Annotated in this window: 22 protein-coding genes and 1 pseudogene; 3 read left to right on the top strand and 20 right to left on the bottom strand. The window is 40.6% G+C overall.

Annotated elements, in window-relative coordinates; all coding sequences use genetic code 11:
* Nucleotides 1-20: 20 nt before the first annotated feature.
* From frr to CCS90_RS12320, 11 genes and pseudogenes are all read right to left on the bottom strand, one after another.
* On the bottom strand, nt 21-578 hold the full coding sequence (frr, locus tag CCS90_RS12370) for a ribosome recycling factor (protein ID WP_099019882.1): 558 nt from the start codon (nt 576-578) through the stop codon (nt 21-23).
* A gap of 17 nt (nt 579-595) precedes the next feature.
* A complete protein-coding gene (gene pyrH / locus CCS90_RS12365; RefSeq protein ID WP_099019881.1) occupies nt 596-1,318 on the bottom strand; it encodes a UMP kinase in 723 nt (240 codons plus the stop codon).
* Entirely contained in the window at nt 1,308-2,189 is an 882-nt protein-coding gene (gene tsf / locus CCS90_RS12360; protein WP_099019880.1) for a translation elongation factor Ts, read from the bottom strand. The genes pyrH and tsf overlap by 11 nt, the downstream gene beginning before the upstream one ends.
* A gap of 296 nt (nt 2,190-2,485) precedes the next feature.
* Nucleotides 2,486-3,265: pseudogene (gene rpsB / locus CCS90_RS12355) on the bottom strand (30S ribosomal protein S2); the annotation flags it as partial.
* A gap of 147 nt (nt 3,266-3,412) precedes the next feature.
* Nucleotides 3,413-3,574 (bottom strand): 50S ribosomal protein L33, encoded by a 162-nt coding sequence (rpmG, locus tag CCS90_RS12350; RefSeq protein WP_099019878.1) that lies wholly within the window; start codon nt 3,572-3,574, stop codon nt 3,413-3,415.
* Nucleotides 3,575-3,576: 2 nt separating this feature from the next.
* On the bottom strand, nt 3,577-3,813 hold the full coding sequence (rpmB, locus tag CCS90_RS12345) for a 50S ribosomal protein L28 (protein WP_099019877.1): 237 nt from the start codon (nt 3,811-3,813) through the stop codon (nt 3,577-3,579).
* Between the two features lie 22 nt (nt 3,814-3,835).
* Entirely contained in the window at nt 3,836-4,192 is a 357-nt protein-coding gene (gene rplS / locus CCS90_RS12340) for a 50S ribosomal protein L19 (RefSeq protein WP_099019876.1), read from the bottom strand.
* 51 nt (nt 4,193-4,243) lie between these two features.
* Entirely contained in the window at nt 4,244-4,936 is a 693-nt protein-coding gene (trmD, locus tag CCS90_RS12335) for a tRNA (guanosine(37)-N1)-methyltransferase TrmD (RefSeq protein ID WP_099019875.1), read from the bottom strand.
* Nucleotides 4,937-5,437 carry a ribosome maturation factor RimM gene (gene rimM / locus CCS90_RS12330; protein WP_162846863.1) on the bottom strand — a complete coding sequence of 167 codons (501 nt, stop codon included), beginning with the start codon at nt 5,435-5,437 and terminating at the stop codon, nt 4,937-4,939.
* A 5-nt stretch (nt 5,438-5,442) separates the two neighbouring features.
* Nucleotides 5,443-5,691 carry a 30S ribosomal protein S16 gene (gene rpsP, locus CCS90_RS12325; RefSeq protein WP_099019873.1) on the bottom strand — a complete coding sequence of 83 codons (249 nt, stop codon included), beginning with the start codon at nt 5,689-5,691 and terminating at the stop codon, nt 5,443-5,445.
* Between the two features lie 279 nt (nt 5,692-5,970).
* Nucleotides 5,971-6,630 carry a response regulator gene (locus CCS90_RS12320; protein WP_099019872.1) on the bottom strand — a complete coding sequence of 220 codons (660 nt, stop codon included), beginning with the start codon at nt 6,628-6,630 and terminating at the stop codon, nt 5,971-5,973.
* A gap of 224 nt (nt 6,631-6,854) precedes the next feature.
* On the opposite strand from CCS90_RS12320, the gene CCS90_RS12315 reads away from it, so the two are divergent.
* Nucleotides 6,855-8,066: a patatin-like phospholipase family protein gene (locus CCS90_RS12315; protein WP_162846864.1), complete on the top strand. Its 1,212-nt coding sequence runs from the start codon at nt 6,855-6,857 to the stop codon at nt 8,064-8,066.
* A 59-nt stretch (nt 8,067-8,125) separates the two neighbouring features.
* On the opposite strand, the gene CCS90_RS12310 is transcribed toward CCS90_RS12315, so the two are convergent.
* Entirely contained in the window at nt 8,126-8,704 is a 579-nt protein-coding gene (locus tag CCS90_RS12310; RefSeq protein ID WP_099019870.1) for a phasin family protein, read from the bottom strand.
* Nucleotides 8,705-8,919: 215 nt separating this feature from the next.
* Here CCS90_RS12310 and tkt point away from each other — a divergent pair, with 215 nt between their 5' ends.
* Nucleotides 8,920-10,914 (top strand): transketolase, encoded by a 1,995-nt coding sequence (gene tkt / locus CCS90_RS12305; RefSeq protein ID WP_099019939.1) that lies wholly within the window; start codon nt 8,920-8,922, stop codon nt 10,912-10,914.
* A gap of 73 nt (nt 10,915-10,987) precedes the next feature.
* Here the strand turns inward: tkt and CCS90_RS12300 are convergent, their stop codons facing one another.
* The 5 genes from CCS90_RS12300 to CCS90_RS12280 all read right to left on the bottom strand — a co-directional run bounded on the left by CCS90_RS12300 (nt 10,988) and on the right by CCS90_RS12280 (nt 16,551).
* Complete coding sequence (locus CCS90_RS12300) at nt 10,988-11,266, bottom strand: hypothetical protein (protein ID WP_099019869.1); 279 nt, start codon at nt 11,264-11,266, stop codon at nt 10,988-10,990.
* A complete protein-coding gene (gene ppk2, locus CCS90_RS12295; protein ID WP_099019868.1) occupies nt 11,259-12,194 on the bottom strand; it encodes a polyphosphate kinase 2 in 936 nt (311 codons plus the stop codon). The genes CCS90_RS12300 and ppk2 overlap by 8 nt, the downstream gene beginning before the upstream one ends.
* Before the next feature lie 272 nt (nt 12,195-12,466).
* On the bottom strand, nt 12,467-12,961 hold the full coding sequence (locus CCS90_RS12290) for a glycine zipper 2TM domain-containing protein (protein WP_162846865.1): 495 nt from the start codon (nt 12,959-12,961) through the stop codon (nt 12,467-12,469).
* A 291-nt stretch (nt 12,962-13,252) separates the two neighbouring features.
* A complete protein-coding gene (locus CCS90_RS12285; protein ID WP_099019866.1) occupies nt 13,253-14,401 on the bottom strand; it encodes an EAL domain-containing protein in 1,149 nt (382 codons plus the stop codon).
* 104 nt (nt 14,402-14,505) lie between these two features.
* Nucleotides 14,506-16,551, bottom strand: a complete 2,046-nt coding sequence (locus CCS90_RS12280) for a sodium-translocating pyrophosphatase (RefSeq protein WP_099019865.1) — start codon at nt 16,549-16,551, stop codon at nt 14,506-14,508.
* Nucleotides 16,552-16,748: 197 nt separating this feature from the next.
* Between CCS90_RS12280 and lgt the strand changes: the two genes are divergently transcribed.
* On the top strand, nt 16,749-17,669 hold the full coding sequence (gene lgt / locus CCS90_RS12275) for a prolipoprotein diacylglyceryl transferase (protein ID WP_246027029.1): 921 nt from the start codon (nt 16,749-16,751) through the stop codon (nt 17,667-17,669).
* On the opposite strand, the gene gspN is transcribed toward lgt, so the two are convergent.
* The 3 genes from gspN to gspL are packed head-to-tail and all read right to left on the bottom strand — an operon-like array spanning nt 17,652 to nt 20,058.
* Nucleotides 17,652-18,413 carry a type II secretion system protein N gene (gspN, locus tag CCS90_RS12270; protein ID WP_099019864.1) on the bottom strand — a complete coding sequence of 254 codons (762 nt, stop codon included), beginning with the start codon at nt 18,411-18,413 and terminating at the stop codon, nt 17,652-17,654. The two genes, lgt and gspN, sit on opposite strands and share 18 nt — an antisense overlap.
* Nucleotides 18,410-18,889 carry a type II secretion system protein M gene (locus CCS90_RS12265; RefSeq protein WP_099019863.1) on the bottom strand — a complete coding sequence of 160 codons (480 nt, stop codon included), beginning with the start codon at nt 18,887-18,889 and terminating at the stop codon, nt 18,410-18,412. Before CCS90_RS12265 ends, gspN begins: the two co-directional genes overlap by 4 nt.
* On the bottom strand, nt 18,886-20,058 hold the full coding sequence (gspL, locus tag CCS90_RS12260) for a type II secretion system protein GspL (protein ID WP_099019862.1): 1,173 nt from the start codon (nt 20,056-20,058) through the stop codon (nt 18,886-18,888). The genes CCS90_RS12265 and gspL overlap by 4 nt, the downstream gene beginning before the upstream one ends.
* Nucleotides 20,059-20,064 lie beyond the last annotated feature (6 nt).

Here is a 20,064-nt window from a genome sequence, read left to right as displayed (position 1 = left end):
TTATACCTGTAATTTCAGAATTAGATTTCCATCAACTCTTTTTCCTTGTCTGCAATCACATCATCCACTTGCTTAACATATTTGTCGATAACATCTTGAACTCGTTTTTCAGAACCACGTAAATCATCTTCTGTGATTTCTTTTTCATTCAACAAGTTCTTAAGATGGGTATTGGCATCACGTCTGATGTTACGCAATGCAATTTTGCTGTTTTCAGCAATTTGACCTACCAATCTGACCAAATCTTTTCGACGTTCTTCAGTCAATGGTGGCAAAGGTATACGAATGACTATGCCCGCACTGACGGGGTTCAGTCCAAGGTTTGAAGACATGATGGCTTTTTCAATGGGTTCTATCATGGTTTTTTCCCAAGGAGTGACTGTCAAAGTCCTTGAGTCTTGAACTGCCACATTAGCCACTTGATTCAATGCCGATGATGAACCATAGTAATCGACCATAATGCCGTCGAGTAAACTGGCGTTTGCACGGCCTGTTCTCACACCCTTTAATTCATTATGTAAAGCCTCTAAGGTTTTACCCATTCTTTGACTGGCTTCATTAATAATTTCTTCTATCATCTTTTTCCTCTTTCTGGCTAAGCGGTAACAATCGTGCCAATGTTACTGCCTTTTACAATTTGCATCAAAGCACCATCGGTATTCATATTGAATATTCGAATCGGCATTTTCCTGTCACGACAAAGCACAACAGCAGAAGTATCCATCACAGCTAATTTTTTCTCAATGACTTCATCATAGGTCAAATGCTCATACTTAAAGGCTGTAGGATCTTTCACTGGATCGGCTGAATAAATACCGTCCACTTTAGTGGCCTTAAGCACAATGTCGGCATTGATTTCAATGGCCCGTAGACTGGCTGCTGAATCAGTGGTAAAAAACGGATTACCGATGCCGGCAGCAAAAACAGTGATGTTTCCTTTTTGCAAATGTCTGATGGCTCGGCGTCTGATGTAATCTTCACAGACCTCATGGATACCAATGGCAGACATGACCCTGACTTTTACACCTTGTTTTTCCAGTGCATTTTGCAAAGCCAAAGAATTCATCACAGTGGCCAACATGCCCATGTGATCACCGGTTACTCGATCTATCCCTGACTTACTTAAACCGGCCCCACGGAAAATATTTCCACCGCCTATGACGATACCAATTTCGATACCCAACTGATGAACTTGGGCAATTTCTTTTGAGATTCGATTGATGACCTGAGGATCAATTCCATAATCCTCAGAACCCATCAATGCTTCACCGCTGAGTTTCAGCAGTATTCTTTTGTATTTAATCGAATCAGTTACCACGTGCTTGCGCCATTACTTCCTCAACAAAGTTATCGACTTTCTTCTCGATACCTTCACCAACTTCAAAACGCACAAATTCTACCACATTTGCGTTTTTGGCACTCAGTAATTTTTCTACACTGGTGTCTGGGTCTTTAACAAATTGCTGGCCTTTTAAGGTAATTTCAGCCAAATATTTTCTGATTCTACCACCCACCATTTTTTCAATGATTTCAGCTGGCTTACCAGAATCTTGTGCTTGAGCAATTAAAATTTCTTTTTCTTTCTCTAATTGAGCAGCAGGTACTTGTTCCTCTGAAACATATTCAGGATTGGCAGCTGCAACATGCATGGCCAAATCTTTAACCAATTCATCATCACCACCCGTGATAGAAACCACAACACCGATGTTTTTACCATGGGCATATGAACCGACCATGCCACCTTCTTTGGCTTCAACCAACTGGACACGTCTTACTTGAATGTTTTCACCAATTTTAGCCACTAAATCTGTTCTGATAAGCTCTAAAGATTTGCCATCGACTTCAGCAGACATTACGGTTTCTACGTCATTGGCCTTGGCGTTCAAAGCTGCCGCTAACACTTGATCAGTGAATGCCAAGAAGTTTTCATCTTTAGCCACAAAATCAGTTTCACAATTGACTTCAACCAAAACTGCAGTTTGGTTATCACTTGATGTTGCTATTTTGATGATTCCATCTGCAGCAACTCGACCAGATTTTTTAGCCGCTTTGGCAGCACCTGATTTTCTTAAGTTTTCAATTGCCACTTCTAAATTACCATCGGTTTCCACCAATGCTTTTTTACATTCCATCATACCGGCACCGGTGATTTCACGTAACTCTTTAACCATTGAAGCTGTAATGCTCATAATTTTTCCTCGTTCAATATGTGAAAATAGCCCGGCCCTTTTTCAAGGACCAGACTTTTGGTTTATTACATCTAAGTGAAGATTTACTCTTCAGCTTTTTTTACCACTTTCTTTTTAGTGGTTTTTTTCTTGGTTGTTTTTTTCTTGGTTACTTTCTTTGTGGTTTTGGCTTCGGCTTTAACTTCTTTGGTTTCAGCTTTTGCTTTTTTCGGTGCAGCTTTGGTTTCTTTCACTTCAGCAACCACTTCTTCCTTGATTGCTTCTGCAGTTTTTTCAACCTTATCTGCAACAGGTGCAGCTGCCACTTCTTTCTTAACCACTTTTTCTTCAGCAACTTTTTCTGTTTTCGCAGGTTTTGCTTCAGCAGGCTTTTCTTCTTTAACGTTAATTTGCATGGCCGCTTTACCTTCTAAAATAGAATCAGCTGCTGCACCTGCATACAATCTGATGGCTTTCATGGCATCATCATTTGCAGGAATAACGTAATCAACATGATTAAAATTATTATTGGTATCAACCACAGCTACCACAGGGATACCTAATTTTTTCGCTTCATTGATGGCAATCGCTTCATAACGTGTGTCTAGAATAAACAAAGCATCAGGCAAACCTTTCATGTCTTTGATTCCGCCCAAAGTCTTTTCTAACTTGGTTCTTTCACGTTCCATTTCTAACTGCTCTTTCTTAACGAAACGTTCGATGCGACCATCTTGTTGCATTGCTTCGATGTCTTTCAATCGATTGATAGAAGCCCTAACAGTTTTAAAATTGGTCAGCATTCCACCCAACCAACGATGTGAAACAAAAGGCATGCCACATCTAACAGCTTCTTCTTTAACGGCTTTGCTGGCAGCTCTTTTGGTACCAACAAACATCACTTTGCCGCGTCTTGATGCGATTTTGCCCATGAAGTTCATGGCATCATTCATCATTTCTTCAGTTTTACGCAAGTCAATGATGTGAATTTTGTTTCTGGCACCAAAGATATAAGGGGCCATTTTAGGATTCCAGTATCTGGTATTGTGCCCGAAGTGTGCACCAGCTTCCAGCAGCTGTTTGACAGTAATTTTTGCCATTATAGTTTTCCTTTATTTAGGGTTGTTTCAAAACCAACACCAATCCCAACAACTTATATAAGCACCCAGTTGAGAATTGTGATGTTGATTGACATTTTCTGTGGCTGTTCAAACGAATCAACAACCACAGCACATTTAAACCAAGACTTACTTGATTTTCTTTTCGTTATAAATCACATGTTTTCTGACAACGGGATCGTATTTTTTGATTTCCATTTTGTCAGGTGTGTTTTTTTTGTTTTTATCGGTTGTGTAGTAGTGACCTGTACCGGCACTTGAAACCAATTTTATTTTATCTCTTGCACTCATGATTACACCTTCTCGCCGCGATGACGCATTTCAGCCAATACAGCATCGATGCCTTTTTTATCAATGATTCTCATGCCTTTGGCTGAGACTCTTAAACGAACCCATTTGTTCTCTGTTTCAACCCAAAATTTATGGTGTTGAAGGTTAGGCAGAAATCTTCTGCGGGTTTTGTTCATAGCGTGTGAAACATTATTTCCAAACACTGTTTTCTTTCCAGTAACCTGGCAAACTCTTGACATAATTCTTCTCTCTATTCAGTGATTACTTCTTAATATCCAGTTTCTCAGTAATACGAGCAGCCTTACCTTCTCTACCACGTAAGTAGTACAATTTGGCTCTTCGAACTTTACCACGGCGTTTAACAACAACGTTGTCAATCATCGGGCTGTGTGTTTGAAACACACGTTCTACGCCTTCACCGTATGAAATTTTTCTTACTGTAAATGCTGAATTCAATCCACGATTTTTAATCGCAATAACCACACCTTCGTAGTTTTGAACTCGCTCTCTGGTACCGTCGATAACTTTCACACCAACAACAACAGTGTCGCCTGGGTTGAAGTCTGGTAAATCACTGCGTAATTGTGCAGTTTCTATTTGTTTAATAATGTCACTCATGATTTATTTCTCTTTAATCATTCATTTCTTTCTGGGTACATAAGTAGCGTATCAGCTCTCAGAGGTGCCTTCCAATAACTCGGGCCTTCTCATTTTTGTTAGTTTTAGTGATTGATCATCACGCCATTTTCTAATGTCTTCATGATGACCGCTTAACAAAACCGAAGGGACGCCCGATTGTCCCAATAAATCCGAACGGGTGTATTGGGGGTAACCCAACCTTCCGTTCATAAAAGAATCAGATGCTGCTGACTCTTCTGACCCCAGAACACCTTCAATTTGGCGCCCCAAAGCATCAATAGCCACACATGCGGCCATTTCCCCACCACTGATGACATAGTCACCAATAGATATTTCTAAATCTACGTGCTCTTCAATGAAGCGTTGGTCCACTCCTTCATATCGTCCACATATCAATGTTATGTTTTCTTGCTTAGCCCATTCATTACAATGTGACTGAAGCATTTTCTCACCCTGAGGTGATAAAAATATCACTTGCCCCAAGTTACTGCCAAGTCTTTTGATGTGGTCCAAGGTTTTAATCAATGGATCGTACATCATGACCATACCTGCACCACCACCAAATGGCTTGTCATCAACTCGACGATGTTTGTTGTCCGCAAAATCTCTGGGGTTAAAACAATTCAACACCAAAAGACCTTGTTCAATGGCTTTGCCTATGACACCATAACTGAGTGTCTGTTTGACCATGTCTGGAAACAAAGTGATGACATTAATCTCCACTTAATCACCTTCAATTTGCCAATCCACCGTCATGGTATTGTTCACCAAATCAACCTGTATCACTGTGCCACCTAAGATATAAGGTATCAAATGCTCCGTTCCTTCCGCATCCTTTAAGACAATGACATCATTGGCACCAGTTTCAAACATTGAATCCAACACGCCCAGCACTCGGCCATCAAGGTCACTGACCTCAAGACCAATCAATTGCATCCAGTAATATTCATTCTCTGGCAACTGGCCAAGTTCTTTCGCTGAAATTTCAACTTCCAAACCAATGTATTTTTGAGAACATTCACGATTGTCCATTCCTTTGAAATAGGCAACCATGGTTTTACCATGTTTTTTTGCTTTGATTCCTTTGATCAACTCACCACCCACATACCAATGTGCATAGTTGGCGATATTTTCCATGGGTTGGGTGTAAGAAAACACTTTCAACCATCCCTTAACGCCATAATGACCGGTGATCTTACCAACTGTGATCAGATCTTCAGCCACAGCTTTTAAGCTGATTTTTGTACTTGTTTCATTAAGCTACCAACGCGCTCAGACACCTGTGCACCTTGACCAACCCAATGATTAATTCTTTCTACGTTTAAATTCAACTTAACTTCTTGACCTCTGGCCATTGGGTTGAAAAAACCTAAACGTTCTAATGCTTTACCATCACCTGCATAACGTGAATCCGTAGCAACTACCTTATAGAAAGGCGAACGCTTGGCGCCATGCCTAACTAGCTTAACTTTAACCATAATTTTCCTCTAAAAACTCAGGGCACTAAAAAAGACGGGCAATTTTATAGGAAAACACTTGCAGATAACAGCTATATTTTGGGTTTTTTGTGAAATATTAAGCCAATTGATTGAATTAATCTGTATCCGTATGATGAATGGGCCTGTCTGCAGTGTTTTTATGCCGGCTTGTGCTTATTCAGCGGCGACTTTATACCATAATATATAGAATAACAAGCGCAGTGGTAGTTCTTTCACACTTCAAGCATATCCACTGTTTAATCCTGGTTTAAATTATAATTAATTTAATACGCCAATCTCATCTGCTTCTAAGATGCCATGCCTGATCGCCATGTGAGTTAACTTAACTTCATTCTGCAGCTCAAGCTTCTCTAATATGCGGTACTTATATGTTGCAACGGTTTTGTCATTCAATCCAAGTATCACACCAATTTCTTTGGCTTTTTTACCACGAACCAACAACATCATCACTTCCAATTCTCTGCCGGTTAAAATATCAAAAGGCGAATCTTTTTTACCACCAGGAAGCATTGACAATGCCATTTGCTGAGCTATGTCAGCCCCAACATATTTTTGCCCACCGTATACTTTTTTAATCGCTTCTTCTAATTCCAATGCGGCACAACCCTTGGTCAAGTAACCATTGGCACCTGCATCAAGCATTTGTTTGGGGTATGGGTTCTCGGCATGAATGGTTAATATGATGATTCGAACATATTTATCCATCTCTGTGATTTTTCTGGTGGCTTCCAATCCACTCATTCTTGGCATGTTAACATCCATCAGTACCACATCGGGCTTAAGCGATTGGACCTGCTCAATCGCCTGATAACCGTCGTTAGATTCGCCAACAATTTTAATTCCTGGCATCTTCTCTATCACCATCCTGATCCCTATTCTGACAATATCATGATCATCAACCAACAAAACTTTAATCATTTACAACTCCCTCAAATTCAAACTCATCTAGATTGACACCAGCAAAATCCTTTACCTGCATCATTATCAAATATAAATATAACACAAAAATACATGACAATAATTCACATAATTAACTTTTGAATTAATATGTTCATTGCCCTGCATTTATTTTAGCCAGTCAGATGAGTCAGATAGCGCATTCGAATGATAGCCAAATGGTTCTTTATAGATATAATACCGACATGATTACTATAAAACCCGCAAAAACACCGACAAAAAGCAATCAAAAATTTGGTCTGGCGCTGGCTGGCGGCGGCCCACTGGGAGGCTTCTATGAATTAGGCGCCCTGTGTGCCATTCAGGATTGCATAGAACCTTTAGAAATGACCGAGCTTGATGTCTATGTTGGCGTCAGCGCAGGTGCCTTCATTGCTGCTGGGCTGGCCAATGGCATAAATTTGCAAAAAATGTCAAAGATATTTGCTTTCAGTAAAAGAACTGAAACACCCTTCAATCCAGATCATTTTCTGCAGCCTGCATACAAAGACTATGTACAAAACTTGGCCCGAACGCCTGGGCTGTTAACCAAAACACTACTGAAATGGATTAAAAACCCCCTGAAAACCAGCGTGGTAGACCTGTTGGAAATGGCCGGCACGGCGCTGCCTGCTGGTGTATTCAATAATGAAAAGCTTGAAAATTTTCTTAAAACCATCATCAATGAACACGGTCAAAGCAATGATTTCAGACAATTAAAAAAACAACTTTACATCGTAGCTTGTGAGTTAAACAGTGGAAAAATCGCTGGATTCAGCAATGACAGCAACAACCAAGTCCCAATATCTAAAGCCGTACAAGCCTCTTCGGCATTGCCGGGCTTATATTCTCCCGTTAATATTGATGGGAAATACTATGTTGACGGTGCTTTGCGACGAACGATGAATGCATCAGCGGCCTTAAAACAAGACACCCAATTGTTATTTGCCGTTAACCCCATAGTGCCATTCGAACGCACATTAAACATCAATGAAAAAGGGTTGACCGATGGCGGCCTGCCTTTGGTACTGTCACAAACTTTCAGGTCAATCGTACAATCTCGATTGAAATCAGGATTAGATAAATACGAAAGCCTTTACCCCAAAGCTGACATCATTCTGGCTGAACCGGACGCCAATGACGAGACCTTATTCAATTCGAATTTATTCAGTTACTCAAAAAGAGACCAATTGTGCGAGTACGCTTATCAATCAACCAGAAAACACATTCAACAACAGGTGAATGAATTGGAGCCCGTGTTAGCCAGACATGGTTTGTACATCAACCAAACTAATTTAAAACAACAAGATCGATCAATCCGTTGTTTTATCAACCAGAAAATCAATGCATCGCATTGGTCGGAAGAATTGAATCATTCTTTGGATGCTTTAGAACGCAGCATCAGAGCAGCCACTTAATTTACCAAAAAAAACCACCTTTCGGTGGTTTTTTTAAACAAACATCAGTCATTCAAAACTTATTTTTTAGTCACTTTCTTTTTCGTGGCTGTTGCTTTTTTGGTGACTTTTTTCTTAACGGCTTTGGCTGTCGAAGCTGTTTTCTTGGTTACTTTTTTAGCTGTTTTCTTTGCAGTAGTGGCTGCTTTTTTAACTTCTTTGCTTGCAGTGTTACCAGAGTCTTTAGCCAACTTTGAGACTTCTTTGGTTAAGCTGTCAATGCGTTTAATCAAATCGCCTAACTCATTACTGGTAGGAACGCCTAAGCTTTTTAAAGATTTTTCAACCCTTTTCTCAAACACATCTTCTAATTTATCCCAGCTTTCAGTCGCTCGCTTTTTAGCGGTACTGACTGTTGAACTGACAGTAGACTTGACATCTTTAACGGCTTTTTGAGGCACTGATTTAAATAACTTTTCAAAATCTTTACCTTCATCAATTAACTTGTCATATATTTTTTTGCCTTCAGATTGCGCTTTGGCAAATGCACCCAAACCGGCCAACCAAATTTCATTGGCAGAACCCACTAATGTTTCAGCCAATTTAGCTGGTTTATTTTCAGTAGTAGCAGATTTTTTTAAAGTTTTTTTCTTAGCCATAATTTCCTCGAATTTATTTTACCTTGTTCATTATCAACAATATTATAGAGCATTCACACTAAAGATTAATTTTATTCAATATATTCAATAACAATCTATACCGACTTTCAGGAAAAACATCATTATTCATTGTTTAAAGCGGTAATAATCCATAAAATACAATCCCCGTAAGGATGCCATTTGGCCATTCAAAACCAACCACGACGATTTATACCATGACAGATAGAAAAAAACTGGCCAATGCCATACGATTCCTCGCAATGGACGCTGTTCAAGAAGCCAATTCAGGACACCCAGGGGCACCAATGGGAATGGCAGACATCGCAGAAGTGCTGTTCAATGATTTTTTACAACACAACCCCAAAAACCCACAGTGGTTTAATCGAGATCGCTTTGTGATGTCCAATGGTCATGGTTCTATGTTGCCATATTCTGCATTACACCTATCTGGCTATGATTTAGCTATTGACGATTTAAAAAAATTCAGACAACTTCATTCTAAAACACCTGGACATCCTGAATACGGTTACACACCTGGTATTGAAACCACAACAGGTCCTTTGGGACAAGGAATAGCCAATGCAGTTGGCATGGCTTTATCCGAAAAATTATTGGCCACACAGTTCAATCAAACCGGACATGATGTCATCGATCACCACACCTATGTTTTCTTAGGCGACGGCTGCCTGATGGAAGGCATTTCACATGAAGCCTGTTCATTGGCAGGAACCTTAAAACTAGGTAAATTGATTGCTATTTATGATGACAACAACATCTCAATTGATGGAGAAGTGGGTGGCTGGTTTACTGATAACACGCCACAAAGGTTCAAGGCCTATGGTTGGCATGTTGTCGAAAATGTCAATGGACATGACAGCCAAGCAGTTAAAGCAGCCATTGCAGAGGCTCAAGCCAACTCAGATAAACCCACGCTGATTTGTGCCAAAACAAACATTGGTGACGGCGCTCCAAACAAAGCCGGCTCACATGATTGCCACGGTGCTCCTTTGGGTGCTGAAGAAATCAAAGCCACTCGCCAAGCATTGGACTGGCCCTATGCACCGTTTGAGATTCCCGAAGAAGTATATGCAGCATGGGATGCCACTCAATCGGGTGCAGACAAAGAAGCACAGTGGAATGATAAATTTGCAGCATACTCATCAGCTCATCCTGAATTGGCAGCTGAATTGACCAGACGCATGAAAGGACAATTGCCTGATAACTGGCAACAACAAGTCCAAAAATACATCAAACAAACAGCCAGTGATGCGCCGCAAATGGCCACACGTCAAGCCTCGAAATTATCTTTAGAAGGATTGGGGCCATTGTTGCCTGAGTTTTTTGGTGGTTCAGCCGACTTAACACCTTCCAACAATACTTTTTGGTCGGGTTCAAAATCAATCAATGATGGGGATTTTAGCGGTAACTACATGTCCTATGGTGTGCGTGAATTTGCCATGAGCGCCATCACCAACGGCATGGCCTTACACGGTGGTTTCATTCCATACAGTGCGACATTTTTGATGTTTTCAGAATACGCACGTAATGCCCTTCGCATGGCAGCATTGATGAAAATAAGAAATATATTTGTCTATACACATGATTCGATTGGTGTGGGAGAGGATGGACCCACTCACCAACCCGTGGAACAAACACCTACTTTAAGGATGATACCCAACATGAATGTCTGGCGTCCTTGTGATGCCGTTGAATCGGTGATTGCATGGCAATGCGCTGTAGAAAAAACAGATGGTCCATCGTGCTTGTTATTCACCAGACAAAAAGTCCAACACCAGGAACGAAGCGCTGATCAGATACAAAAAATTTACCATGGCGGATATGTATTGATTGATTGTGAAAAACATCCTGAAATCATTGTCATTGCGACAGGGTCTGAAGTTGGTATTGCTGCAGAGGCCACCAAAATACTGAATGAACAAGGTCATCAAGTTCGATTGGTTTCAATGCCCTGTGCTGAAACATTTGATCAACAAACAGATGCTTATAAACAATCTGTTTTACCAGCCTCATGCACCAAGCGGATTGCGGTAGAGGCCGCTCATGGAGATTATTGGTATAAATACGTTGGCTTGGAAGGCAAGGTTATTTCTCAAAATACTTTTGGAGAATCAGCGCCAGGTAATGTGTTGTTTGAACATTTTGGATTCACAACAGAACAAATTGTGAAGACTGCCACTGAATTACTGTAACGAACAAACCTCGGCTGATAGAAGCTTCACAGCCGAGGTTTTTTTTAACCAAAAAGTTTACAAGCACAGAAAATCATTCAGATTGATCCATGCCCATATTTTCTCTGGCTTGTGCAATCGCAATACTTTTTCGAGCGGCTTTTTTGGCTGCTTTTTTGGCTGCTTTCATCAATTCTTGCTTAATTTCCTGTCCTTCTGCATGACTCATGGTTGCAGATTTCTTTTCAACCATTTCAATTTTTTGTTCAATTTTATCGAACAACGATTCTATGTCGGCCGCTCGCTTTTCAACCTGATCTAAAATTTGCTCACAACGCTGAACAGCCTTTTGTGCCTCTATTAAATCAGTCATTACTGGCCACCTTCAATGCCGCATAAGGATACATTTTGTTTACTGATCCAACGATGTTTTCATCATAATGAGAAACAATCGATTCATTTTTTCCGGTGTAATCCAATTGGTTCAAAAAATACCTCATACAATTTATTCTGGCCCGCTTCTTGTCATCAGACTTAATCACGGTCCATGGTGTCAACGGATTATCGGTATGAAAAAACATGTCTTTTTTGGCTTTGGTGTAATCATCCCACTTATCCAATGATTCCACATCCACTGGACTCAACTTCCAATGCTTCAATGGATCATTTTTGCGGCTGTGAAACCGCCTAAGTTGCTCCTGTCTGGTGACTGAAAACCAGAACTTAAACAAGATAATACCTGAATTGACTAACATTTGTTCAAATGGAAAAACTTGACGCATAAACTCTAAATACTCCCCTTCTTCACAAAATCCCATCACCCGTTCAACACCCGCTCGGTTATACCAAGAGCGGTCAAAGAATACCATTTCTCCTTTGGTTGGTAATTGGGATATGTATCGCTGAAAGTACCATTGTCCTCGCTCCCTTTCGGTTGGCTTTTCCAATGCCACAACATGGGCCGCCCTGGGATTTAAGTGTTCCATATACCTTTTAATCGTCCCACCTTTACCTGCAGCATCCCTGCCTTCAAACAAGCAAACAATCCTTTGGCCCGTTTCTTTAACCCAGCTTTGAACCTTTAAGAGTTCTGTTTGTAGCAAATGTTTTTCAGTCTCATAATCGATCAATTCAATTTTTTTATCATACGGGTACTCACCAGCCAAGTGGGAGAGTTTCATTAAATCGGCGCCTTTGATGTTCTTTTTTTGCTTCATCACATAACGATGATCTGTGTATTTAACCAATAATGATTTGGCTTCTTCAGCATTCATATTTTCTGTTTTTTTAATTTTTGTCATGTGATTTTCTTAATATAGTTTTAATTTCAAGTCAGCAGCACCCTTATCGGCCATTGACAGGGCCATGAAATTAATCAATCATCGCTACAGTTATTTTCCTGAGCCATCAAGGGTATTTTACAACGCCCTCAGTGACAAATAAGTGGTTTTTAAAAAATAAAGTGTATATGTTGATATCGATCAATTTATTCATTGCCCCAAGCCTATTTACCAATCAATAAACAAAAAAAAGGTGCATTGAGCACCTTTTTAACTATTGGATTAAGCCCGTTTCAATCTACCACGTCTATATTAACGCGTAATTTCACACGATCACCTGGATGATTTTGCATCTGTGTTTGATACAATTCACCATTGTATTCATAAGTCACATCATAACCAACCATCTGCTCTTCATTGTGATAAATGGTTTCGATGTAACATGTACGACTTTGGCTGCGGTGATGATCTGCTTTATTGGCACCAATACTGGCTCCAATCAAAACACCCAAGGCTGTCGAGGCATCTCTGCCATGTCCCCTACCAAATTTATTACCTATGGCTCCGCCTATGATTCCGCCTAATATGGTTTTACCCGTATGGTTGCTTCTTTGCTTGTGATTAACCCTTCTGTTGTCACAAACCTTTCGATCCTCTGGAATAGTGACATTTTGATATATAGGATCAACTTGTATCACCTTGCCAAAATTAATTTGATTGTTATAGCGTGAGGCAGATGCCACAACGGGTAAAGTCATAATCAATGCTGTCATTAATGTTTTTTTCATCATGTGCTCCAATTTGGATGGTATGATGGAATTTTAGGCAGTTTTGAATGAATAGAATCTGAATAAAAAATAATCGTTCAGTTTCAGTTTACATAAGGAAATGGTTGAATCTAAAAGGTTGGCCGAGTCTTAAAACTCGGCCAACAAAGACGATGTTGTTTGAAACAACATCATCCATGGTCGCTACAAGGACTTTGACCATATCCCAAAACAGTAGCGACTTCTTACCCACACTATTATTGTAAGCAATAAAAAATGAAATGAGAAGTTCTTTTATTAATAATACGTAGATTAAAACTTCAGATGAAGAACATCACTGACCGACATGGGCTTACCAAACAAATACCCTTGACCATAATCAAAACCCAATTCTTGTAAGACTTTCAATTCCTGATCATATTCAACGCCTTCAGCCACCAATTGGGTATGTAATCTTTTTGCCATTTTGGCCACTGACTCTAATACAGTTAAGTACCTGTCGTTTTCAAACATATTCCTGACAAACAACTGGTCCACTTTCAACACATCAAAGTTCAATTGAACCAACTGCTCCATTCCTGAGTGACCTGTTCCAAAATCATCTGCACAAACCGGAAATCCAATGTCCTGGCATTTTTTCAGCCACTTTTTGGCCAATTTGAAATCGACCACCATGGTTTCAGTGATTTCCAACTTCAGTCGTTTTGGACTGATGCCATGTCGATTGATTTTATCTACCACACGTTTTAAAAATAGATTGTCATCCAGTTGTTTAGAAGATACATTGATGTTGATAAAAACATGTTCGGGCAATTCACTTAACAGCTCAATCGCCCTAGAAAACACCAAGTCTCCCACTTCAATGATCAAGTCAGTTTCTTCTGCCAAAGCAATAAATTCAACCGGTGATATGAAGCCACGTTCGGGGTGTGTCCATCGACTTAACGCTTCGAATCCTGCTATTCGATTATTTTGGATGTCTTGAATCGGTTGAAACACCGTTTGAATGTCACCATTGTTTATGGCACTTCTTAATTCACTTTCAAGCTTAAATTTTGACAAACCCGCTTGTTCCACCACTGATGCCACTTGATCCAATAAACTGCTGTTTTTAGCTGACATATTTTGTGACGGTAACATGGCTCGGAATCGTTTCAGTAAAACCCCCACCAAAGCTTTTACGATTGGATCACTTTCTGACAAACGATTGGTGATTTGTTCTGTTTTTACTTCCAGTAGTGTTAAGGCTGTCAATGCCTTGGCAGAAGTTGATCGTGGCGATTGATCAAGCACACCCATTTCACCAAATAATTCCCCTTCACTCAAGATGTCTATAATGGTCTCGCTGGACTCAACATAAATCTCGACCTGGCCTTCTTCTATAATGTAAGCACAGTCAGAACTGTCGCCACCATGAAAAATGACGTCTCCTTTTTGGTATTGCTTGATGTGGTAACTCATACACTCATGTCCTTAACCAACTGAAATAATTTTAACTCATGTGCTTTTTTTAAGCGATAAAAAAAGCCCCTTTCGGGGCTTTAGTTTATCCATACAATTAAGTATTAAGCAAATATACCATAGGGCATTTTTGCCAACAAAGGTGCAATAACCAAGGACACAATGGCCATCACATTGATTAATATATTCATGGCAGGTCCAGAAGTGTCCTTGAATGGATCACCTACCGTATCTCCAACCACAACGGCCGTATGAACATCTGAGCCTTTGCCACCTAAATTGCCCTTTTCAACATATTTTTTAGCATTGTCCCAAGCGCCACCGGCATTCGCCATGGTTAAGGCCAATAGCACACAGGTAATCAAAGCGCCACCAAGCATGCCTCCGAGCGCAGCAGCACCCAAACCAAAACCCACAACAACGGGAGCAGCCACAGCCAAAGCACCAGGCCCCATCATCCGTCTTAAAGCAGCCTTGGTTGCAATATCCACACATTTTTTACTGTCTGGACTGGCGGTACCTTCCATCAAACCTGGAATTTCTTTGAACTGTCTGCGAATTTCCTTGATCATGTCAAAGGCTGCATCACCGACTGCTCTCATGGTCATGGCTGATACGATGAATGGGAAAATACCACCCAAGAACATACCCATTAAAACTTTTGGATTACCGATGTCCAATGAAAAGCCGTCTACTTGATTAGAAATCACTTGGATAAATGCCGCAATGATCGCCAATGCTGCTAAACCAGCCGCCCCAATGGCAAACCCTTTACCAATGGCTGCAGTGGTGTTACCTACTTCGTCTAAACCATCTGTTATTGCTCTGGTTTCAGCGCCAAGGTTGGCCATTTCAGCTATACCACCCGCATTATCGGCTACTGGTCCGTAGGCATCAATGGCCATGGTGATACCAACAGTGGCCAACATACCCACAGCTGCAATACCAACACCATAAACCCCAGCACCTTCTGGCAATAAAATCGAAGTACCTAAAATGATGCCTGCCAAGGTAATGACAGGAACCACCACTGATTCCATACCAACTGCCAAACCAGCAATCATAACTGTCGCAGGACCGGTCTCACCACCTTTGGCGATGTCTCTGACTGGCTTGCCACCCGTATAATACTCTGTCACCAAACCGATGATCATGCCACCCACTGCACCCAACAGCACGCATTGCCAGACTTGCGTGGAAATACCCAATGCATGAATGGTGAAATAAGCCGCAATGATAAACAGAACAGTCGCACCCATGGTGCCAAATCGCAAGGCAACATCTGGTTTTTTCGATGAAAACATATTAACCAAAAATATACCTAAAACCGAACACAGCAGACCAGTTGAAGACAGCGCCAAAGGCAAAAACATCAAATCTTGTTGTCGCTCAGCTATTTGAGAATACAAACCAACAGACATGGTGGATGCTATCGCAATACAGGCAATCATTGAGCCACAATATGATTCGAAAATATCAGAGCCCATTCCGGCCACATCACCGACATTGTCACCAACATTATCGGCAATCACACCAGGGTTGCGTGGATCATCCTCTGGAATGCCAGCTTCAATCTTCCCTACCAAGTCAGCACCAACGTCTGCACTTTTGGTAAAAATACCACCACCCACTCGTGAAAACAATGCAACCACTGAGGCACCCATACCAAATCCATGGATTGATTCAACGGTATGAGGATCTGCTCCAAACATCATGTACAAAGCACCCAGGCCAAGTAGACCCATGGCTGCTACTGTTAAACCCATGATTGATCCGCCATAAAAGGCCACAGACAAAGCTTTGGCTGCACCATGCTCGTTGGCAGCTACGGTGGTTCTTACATTGGCTTTGGTGGCCGCGAACATGCCAAAATACCCTGCAATACCAGAACAAAATGCCCCCAATACAAAGGCAAAAGGCGTGTGCCAATCACCAAAGCCTAAATACAATCCGATGACGATGACCACCACAAAAATCAGTAACAAAGTATATTCACGACGCATAAATACCATGGCGCCTTCGTGAATTTGTTGGGCAATCTCTTTAACCTTGCCTTCACCGGCTGGCATTTTATTGACCACCATAAAAATAATCAGTGCCATGAGCAGCCCTAAACCGCCCACAACCAATGGGATTAACTCTTGATTCATAAAATTTCCTCTTTTTTAATAATTATTATCGTGCAAGACTTGTCGTCAGACAACCTCCATTTATCATATCATATTGGCACTCAGGATTGAGACTGGAAATTCAACAAATCCCCATAGCTATCAAGGCACAACGGGATTAAATAATTTCAATATATAAATTCACAATTGCTTATAATACCTCTTTAAAAATTCTTTCCATGATTAAACCCAATAACATGTTTGAACAGCACCCAGTAATTGATTTTGACCCAGTGTTTCTGGCCATTGGACCGTTTGACCTGCCCTGGCTAGGGACCGTCGGACCGCTCTCAATTCACTGGTATGGTGTGACCTATTTAATTGGTTTTGCCTGTTATTTTCTCTTGGGTAAATACCGCTTAAAAAAATACCCCTCTTCTTGGAACCAAGAACAATTATCAGACTTTTTATTCTATGGCGCCATTGGAATCATTGCGGGTGGAAGACTGGGTTGGATTCTGTTTTATAATGATACTTCACTGATCACTGACCCAACATTACCCTTTAGAATTTGGGAAGGCGGCATGTCATTTCATGGTGGATTAATGGGTGTCTTAATTGCCATGTTCTATTTTAAAAACAAAAGCAATAAATCATTTTATGAAATCAGTGATTTTATTGCTCCACTGGTACCAACAGGCATTTTGTCGGTACGCATTGGTAACTTTCTCAATGGTGAACTTTGGGGCCGCATAACGGATAAACCATGGGGAATGATTTTCCCGGATTCACTGCCCTTTCATTTACAAGCCAACAACATGTCTGAAGGCGCATGGCAAACCATGTACCAAGAAGGTCAATTAAATGTATTTGCCAGACACCCTTCCACCTTATATGAAGCATTTGGTGAAGGGTTTTTGACTTTTATTGTTGTTTGGACGGTGGCCCATTTTGCCAAAACCAGAGGCACCGTTACCGCGACTTTCCTGTTGTGTTATGGATCAGCCCGCTTTGTGGTCGAATTTTTCAGAGAACCTGATGTGAACCGTGGATTTATTGCCTTTGATTGGATGACCATGGGTCATTTATTGACCTTACCTATTCTCGGCTTTGGACTTTGGATATTGACCCAAAATAGACCTTCAATAAAAACCAGCTAAATTCAATTTTCGACCGCCGCCCCGCCGAGCTTGACCCACTGAATTGAAAATGGCATCCAATTCAAAATTGCCTGCTTTGGGAATAATGTCCAAGTTCAATTGCCACCTGTGAGGGTGTAAAAACAAGGCACCTGAAACATGAATGACCTGAGAATCACTGCTGAATTGTCCAACAATCATGCCTTCAGTTTGCGTTTCAAAAACCACTTTAACCAAGCCTAAATCTTTGAGTACGGGTTGAGTCAGTTTAAAGTCTTTTAAAGTCACATCACCATCTAATCTGGCCAGGCCTGAATTTTGATTGTACTGGATATTGTTTAAATTCAATTCAGCATAACCAGTCAATTGTCCATACTTTAGATTCAGGAATTGTTTAAAAAATTGCCAATCAATATAGCCACGCACTGACTCCGCCCACAACAAATCCTTTTCTAGCTTTTTAACATTAAATGTCAGGTCGTAAAAGTCTTTAGCTACTTTGAGTTGGCCTCCAATACTTTTGTGCGACTTGGGATACAACAACCATTCTGCACGGCCCAATGGCATGGTCATGTATTTCATTTCTTCAGCACTGCCTTTGACAAGGCTACCATTGATACCCGTTAGTTTAATGTGTTTAACCTGTGAACTTACATGCTTGTAGTATAAGCTCAATGGGGTGACTGCCAATGCAATGACCGCAATGACCAACAAGACAAAAACCCACTTAATTAAAGTTCCAAAACGACTACCTGCACTTCTCATGGTGACACCAACCTCATTCTTATGTTTGTATAACCCAGTGACCTGTCCGTAACATTCACATCAATCTGATCTACTTTAATTCCATGACTCAAATGGATACGCTGTAACCAATCTATCACTTGGTCAAAGGGCGCATTGCTTAACCAAACTGTCAAAGTTTTAGAGTCTATGGGTTCAGTCCTGTTAACCAACTCTTGTAAACCCAACTGACTCAGCTGTAGATCTACCCAGGATGAAAAAGTCATGTTTTGCGGGATAGATATTATATTCCTTAACTGGGAAGCTGACAGTTGCCCTAAACCTTGCATTTCAATTAATTGGTCATTGAGCCTGTTCCTGATTTCTACTTGACTGTCAATTTTTTGATTAATGGGTAAATAAATCAATGTCCAAAACAATGCCAGCATCACTGTAATAGATCCAACAATTATTAACCTTCGTTCACTGTGGGTTAAATTTGTATACCACTGTTTCATCTTGGCACCACTGTTATTATGGAATTATACAAATTATCCTCACTCAATTCGTTCACACCAATTTGTACCCTATAATCATTGGCTGATAATTGGAGTTGTTGATGAAAGTCGTTGACCGTGGTTATATTAGGTGCTGATACTTGAATTTCCATTTGTTGGTTTACCAATCTGATTCCATTAACTTGAATTGATTTAATTGATTGCGCAACCGAACCAATAGACTGCACAATGTCTTGTAGAATGGATTGATTGTCAGACGATTGATTGTTTTGTAATTGCATTCGTGATTTTATGGCTGCATAGGGATCAATCAGTTCAGAAGGAGCTGCATCAGTAAATGCGCGGCTAAAGATTTGTTGTTGTTGTTGTTTGAGCCCATCAATTTGACTGCTTAATTGTGACATTTGATACAACTGAATACCTAACCAGCTGAATACCACTACCAAGCCAAGTACAACAACTTTTTGCCACGAGTCTGTTTGTTTGTGCTCATTGCCTTCTTTGATTTCTTCTAAGTATAAATCTATTGCGTGGTGAGTAAGTAAATGTTCTTTGCATTTAACTTCATCTAAACTGTTATCGACTGCTAAGTCATTCAATTCAAAATCACCCGGATGATTGGTTAATATGTGCTTGATGTCGCCTTTAAAAATTGGAATCAATTGGTTGACTTGTTGATGAGAGACCCGCATCACCTCATCCGAACCAAATCTGAGCAGCGCATATGTTTCTTCAAACCACAGAACGATGGCATTCGTCGGTTTTGGTAACCAGTCAAATTCTGAATATATGGCTGTGACATGAAGCTGATGATCTCTGATCGCAGCTCCAATGTTATTCAACTGAGGCTTTTCAATTGCAATCACATCTTGCTGGCCATCAGCAGTTTGTCGAAAAGCAAAATAATTGTCTTCTACTTCATTGCTGAGTTCTTCTTCAATGGCAAATGGAATAGACTTTTCGAGTACATCTGAACTTTTTGAAGGTATGTTGGTTTTTGTGAGATACAACCAATTTCCAGGCAACAACAAAGTCAATGGCTTTGCTTTCAGTGCAACATCGGACCATTGTGTGACGACATGTTTTTGACAAGATGATTGCGCATCAAAACTCAACAAACTGATGGGTTTGCCATCGTTTCCGATGCGCAATATATATTGATCGGACATAAATTA

The organism is Marinicella litoralis (assembly GCF_002591915.1).
Lineage (GTDB): Bacteria > Pseudomonadota > Gammaproteobacteria > Xanthomonadales > Marinicellaceae > Marinicella > Marinicella litoralis.
Note: the sequence above shows the minus strand (reverse complement) of the source record. Positions and strands in the feature narration are given on the sequence as shown.